6 protein-coding genes and 1 pseudogene are annotated in these 5,241 nt (G+C 41.6%); all 7 read left to right on the top strand.

What is annotated here, in order from left to right:
- The first annotated feature begins 198 nt into the window (after positions 1 to 198).
- A complete protein-coding gene (locus GEZ85_RS09700) occupies positions 199 to 642 on the top strand; it encodes a dUTP diphosphatase (RefSeq protein ID WP_000701987.1) in 444 nt (147 codons plus the stop codon).
- A gap of 1 nt (position 643) precedes the next feature.
- Complete coding sequence (locus GEZ85_RS09705; RefSeq protein WP_153210165.1) at positions 644 to 1,183, top strand: histidine phosphatase family protein; 540 nt, start codon at positions 644 to 646, stop codon at positions 1,181 to 1,183.
- A 13-nt stretch (positions 1,184 to 1,196) separates the two neighbouring features.
- Positions 1,197 to 2,558 (top strand): DNA repair protein RadA, encoded by a 1,362-nt coding sequence (gene radA, locus GEZ85_RS09710; RefSeq protein ID WP_409349489.1) that lies wholly within the window; start codon positions 1,197 to 1,199, stop codon positions 2,556 to 2,558.
- A 72-nt stretch (positions 2,559 to 2,630) separates the two neighbouring features.
- Positions 2,631 to 3,128, top strand: a complete 498-nt coding sequence (locus GEZ85_RS09715; RefSeq protein ID WP_004237611.1) for a beta-class carbonic anhydrase — start codon at positions 2,631 to 2,633, stop codon at positions 3,126 to 3,128.
- A 24-nt stretch (positions 3,129 to 3,152) separates the two neighbouring features.
- Positions 3,153 to 3,968 (top strand): PrsW family intramembrane metalloprotease, encoded by an 816-nt coding sequence (locus tag GEZ85_RS09720; protein ID WP_153210164.1) that lies wholly within the window; start codon positions 3,153 to 3,155, stop codon positions 3,966 to 3,968.
- A 145-nt stretch (positions 3,969 to 4,113) separates the two neighbouring features.
- Positions 4,114 to 5,082 (top strand): ribose-phosphate diphosphokinase, encoded by a 969-nt coding sequence (locus tag GEZ85_RS09725; protein ID WP_000010158.1) that lies wholly within the window; start codon positions 4,114 to 4,116, stop codon positions 5,080 to 5,082.
- 91 nt (positions 5,083 to 5,173) lie between these two features.
- A pseudogene (locus tag GEZ85_RS10640) lies at positions 5,174 to 5,241 on the top strand (transposase); the annotation flags it as partial.

The following is a 5,241-nucleotide window of genomic DNA, read 5'->3' on the forward strand; positions in this document are numbered from 1 at the left end:
ATATGAATCTTTCTAATGAGTTGTTTTGTCGCTTTTCATTATAGATCTTATGGGACTTTTTTTCTACAACAAAATAGGCTCCATAATATCCATAGGGGATTTACCCACTACAAATATTATAGAGCCTTTTTTTCGTGCTTTTTCCGAATAAATAAGATAGAATAATCTAGAATAAATGATAATAGAAAAGAGAAGATGATGAAAATTCGTGGTTTTGAATTGGTTTCTAGTTTTACAGATGAAAATTTATTGCCCAAGCGTGAGACAGCGCATGCGGCTGGTTACGACTTAAAGGTTGCTGTGCGTACAGTTATTGCGCCAGGAGAGATTGTATTGGTTCCGACAGGGGTTAAGGCTTATATGCAACCGACTGAGGTTCTCTACCTCTATGATCGTTCTTCAAACCCTCGTAAGAAGGGCTTAGTTTTAATTAACTCGGTTGGGGTCATTGATGGGGATTATTATGGAAATCCTGGGAATGAAGGGCATATTTTTGCTCAGATGAAGAATATCACAGACCAAGAGGTTGTTCTTGAAGTTGGAGAACGTGTTGTCCAAGCTGTCTTTGCTCCTTTCTTAATTGCAGATGGAGATGCAGCTGACGGCGTGCGGACTGGTGGATTTGGATCGACTGGGCACTAGAATGAAGATTATCTTTGTACGTCACGGGGAGCCAGATTATAGTATGCTTGATAAACTTGAAAATCCGCAACTCTATAGTGGTTTTGGTCGTGATTTAGCACCATTGACAGGAAAAGGTCGCAGTCTGGCAAAAGAAGTTGCTAAAACTGCATGTTTTGGAAAGGCAGAGATTATTATTTCATCGTCTGTGACGAGGGCTTTAGAAACAGCCCATTATATAGCAGTTGAAACAGGATTGGATTTATTTGTGGAGCCGTTTTTTCATGAGTGGCGTCCAGACTTAGATGGCACTAACTCTGATTTAACTAGTGTATTGGTAGCTCATGAATATTATCTAAAACATCAAGGAGGTTTATCTGAAGATTCTCCTTATCGCTATGAAACTGATCTAGAGATGCGTCATCGTTTTTTAAGAGCTTTGGAAAAATATAAAAATTATAAAATTATTATCATTGTAACTCACGGAATGCTCATGCGCCAGTTTGTGCCAAATGAGAAGATTGATTTTTGTCAAGTGATTGAGTGTGAGTTAGAGATTTAGAAAGAGGTTTATCATCGCAAAGAAAAAAGCGACATTTGTATGTCAAAATTGTGGGTATAATTCCCCTAAATATCTGGGACGATGCCCCAACTGTGGGTCTTGGTCTTCTTTTGTAGAAGAGGTTGAGGTTGCCGAGGTCAAAAATGCGCGTGTGTCATTGACAGGGGAGAAAACCAAGCCCGTGAAACTGGCTGAGGTGACTTCCATCAATGTCAATCGAACCAAGACGGAGATGGAGGAATTCAACCGTGTGCTTGGAGGCGGAGTGGTACCAGGAAGTCTCGTCCTCATCGGTGGGGATCCTGGGATTGGGAAATCAACTCTTCTCCTACAAGTTTCAACCCAGTTGTCTCAAGTGGGGACTGTTCTCTATGTCAGTGGGGAGGAGTCTGCTCAGCAGATTAAGTTACGAGCAGATCGCTTGGGAGATATCGATAGCGAGTTTTATCTCTATGCAGAGACCAATATGCAGAGTGTTCGAGCAGAGGTGGAGCGCATCCAGCCAGATTTCCTCATTATTGACTCTATCCAGACCATAATGTCTCCTGAGATTTCAGGGGTGCAGGGGTCTGTTTCTCAGGTGCGTGAAGTGACAGCTGAACTCATGCAACTGGCCAAGACTAATAACATTGCTATCTTTATCGTAGGCCATGTGACCAAGGAAGGAACCTTAGCTGGGCCACGTATGTTGGAGCATATGGTGGATACAGTGCTTTACTTTGAAGGAGAGCGCCACCATACCTTTCGTATTTTGAGAGCGGTCAAAAACCGTTTTGGCTCCACTAATGAGATTGGGATTTTTGAGATGCAGTCGGGTGGTCTGGTTGAGGTACTCAATCCGAGTCAAGTTTTCCTAGAGGAGCGTTTGGATGGGGCAACTGGTTCATCAATCGTTGTGACCATGGAAGGGACGCGTCCTATTTTGGCGGAGGTTCAGGCTTTGGTAACACCGACCATGTTTGGAAATGCCAAGCGTACGACGACAGGACTTGATTTTAATCGTGCTAGCTTGATTATGGCTGTTTTGGAAAAGCGGGCAGGACTTCTCTTGCAAAATCAAGATGCCTATCTCAAATCTGCTGGTGGCGTCAAATTGGATGAACCTGCCATTGACTTGGCCGTTGCAGTTGCTATTGCTTCGAGCTATAAAGACAAGCCAACTAATCCTCAGGAATGTTTTGTGGGTGAACTGGGCTTGACGGGAGAAATTCGGCGCGTGAATCGTATCGAGCAGCGTATCAATGAAGCTGCTAAACTTGGTTTTACAAAAATCTATGTACCAAAGAATTCCTTGACAGGAATCACTCCGCCTAAGGAAATTCAGGTTATTGGAGTGACAACGATTCAGGAAGTTTTGAAAAAGGTATTTGCATAATCCGTGACAAATCCTCTTAAAAATGATAAGATAGGAGAAATATTTGACTATCAAATTTTCAAGGAGGGAATCGTGTCGTATTTTGAACAGTTTATGCAAGCCAATCAGGCTTATGTTGCTCTACATGGGCAGTTAAATCTGCCACTTAAACCCAAAACCAGAGTAGCCATTGTGACCTGTATGGACTCACGTTTGCACGTTGCGCAAGCTCTGGGCTTGGCACTTGGGGATGCTCATATCTTGCGGAATGCAGGTGGTCGAGTGACTGAGGACATGATTCGTTCGCTGGTGATTTCCCAGCAACAGATGGGAACAAGAGAGATTGTGGTGCTGCACCATACAGACTGTGGTGCTCAGACTTTTGAAAATGGTCCTTTTCAGGAGTATTTAAAAGAGGAACTAGGTGTCGATGTGTCAGACCAGGACTTTTTACCCTTCCAAGATATAGAGGAGAGTGTGCGCGAGGATATGCAACTGCTTATCGAATCTCCCCTAATACCGGACGATGTCATTATCTCTGGTGCCATTTACGATGTAGATACAGGAAGTATGACAGTCGTAGAATTGTAAATACTTTCTTTAGAAAGAAAGTGTATGAAGAAAAACAGTATTTTATTTATTTTTATTTTATTACTATGTATTGGTTTGCAGTATGAAACCATCTACTATACGGATGGTTCTATGTCAGGTGCGGAATATGGACTCATGGGAGTTTCTATCTTTCTAGCTCTCTTTTACATGATTCCGGCTCTTTATTTCCTTTTCCGTATTGGGGAAAAATGGGAATTGCCAAAGAAGGCCTTGATCTTGTCTTTATTGGGTGGGATGTTCCTTTCAGGCTGGTTGTCTAGCTTTGCTAATACCTATATCCATGATTTAATGGGGGTTCTTTTCCCAGATAGTGCATTTTTAAATGCCTTTGAAAGTGCTATTGTGGCTCCTTTGGTAGAAGAGCCGTTGAAATTGTTGCCACTTGTCTTTGTTTTAGCTTTGATTCCTGTGCGAAAATTAAAATCTTTGTTTTTACTAGGCATTGCTTCTGGTTTGGGATTCCAAATGATTGAGGATATTGGCTACATTCGTACGGATTTGCCAGAGGGATTTGACTTTACTATTTCGAGAATTTTAGAGCGTATCATCTCAGGAATTGCTTCTCACTGGACTTTTTCAGGTTTGGCGGTAGTAGGTGTTTACTTGCTTTACAGAGCCTATAAAGGACAGAAGGTTGGCAAGAAACAGGGGCTTCTTTTCCTAGGTTTAGCTTTGGGAACTCACTTCCTGTTTAACTCTCCTTTTGTGGAATTGGATACAGAGTTGCCTTTAGCGATTCCAATGGTTACGGCTATTACTCTTTACGGTTTTTATCAGACTTATCGCTTTGTTGAGAAGCACAATGAGTTGATGAACTAGAATATTTTTCAAAAGAATGATGCAAGGGTACAAATATGGTGCCCTTCTTTTATTTTTGATTGAAAAATAGTGCAAAAAGCGCTACAATGGTAAATGGAAAAATCTTGTGAAAAGCACAAGCGATACATATATACCGGAGGAAATCATGTCTTTTTCTGATTTAAAGCTGTTTGCCCTTTCTTCTAATAAAGAATTGGCAGAACGTGTGGCGCAGGAGATTGGGATAGAGTTGGGGAAATCAAGTGTTCGCCAATTTTCAGATGGAGAGATTCAGGTCAACATCGAAGAATCAATCCGTGGGAAACACGTCTTTATCCTACAATCAACTAGCTCGCCTGTAAATGACAATCTGCTTGAAATTTTGATTATGGTGGATGCTTTGAAGCGTGCGAGTGCAGAATCTGTCAATGTTGTCATGCCTTACTATGGGTATGCACGTCAGGATAGAAAGGCGAGAGCGCGTGAGCCAATCACTTCAAAACTTGTCGCAAATATGCTTGAAGTAGCTGGGGTAGATCGTTTATTGACAATCGACTTGCATGCTGCGCAGATTCAAGGATTCTTTGATATTCCTGTGGATCACTTGATGGGAGCTCCTCTGATTGCGGATTATTTTGAGCGTCGTGGTATGGTTGGTTCTGACTATGTGGTTGTCAGCCCAGACCATGGAGGGGTGACTCGTGCCCGTAAGTTGGCAGAATTTTTGAAAACATCTATTGCTATCATTGACAAACGTCGTAGCGTTGATAAGATGAATACCAGTGAAGTCATGAACATCATCGGTAAGGTAGAAGGCAAGACTTGTATCTTGATTGATGATATGATTGATACAGCTGGAACCATTTGCCACGCGGCAGATGCCCTTGCGGAAGCTGGTGCTGTTGAAGTCTATGCAAGCTGTACGCACCCAGTTCTTTCTGGTCCTGCTATGGACAATATTCAAAAATCAGCTATCAAGAAATTGGTTGTTTTGGATACTATCTATCTGCCAGAAGAGCGTTTGATTGACAAGATTGAGCAAATTTCAATCGCTCATCTATTGGGAGATGCTATCGTGCGTATCCATGAAAAACGCCCACTTTCTCCACTTTTCAGTATTGAGAAAAAGATTTAAGTTTTCGCTTATAATAAAACATACTCCTAGCAGAATGAACTGCACCCCAAAAGTTAGACAGAAAAAATCTAACTTTTGGGGTGTTTTTATTATGAAATTAACTTATGATGATAAAGTTCAGATCTATGAACTTAGAAAACAAGGATATAGCTTAGAGAA

The organism is Streptococcus mitis (assembly GCF_009496205.1).
In the GTDB taxonomy this organism is placed as follows: domain Bacteria; phylum Bacillota; class Bacilli; order Lactobacillales; family Streptococcaceae; genus Streptococcus; species Streptococcus mitis_BN.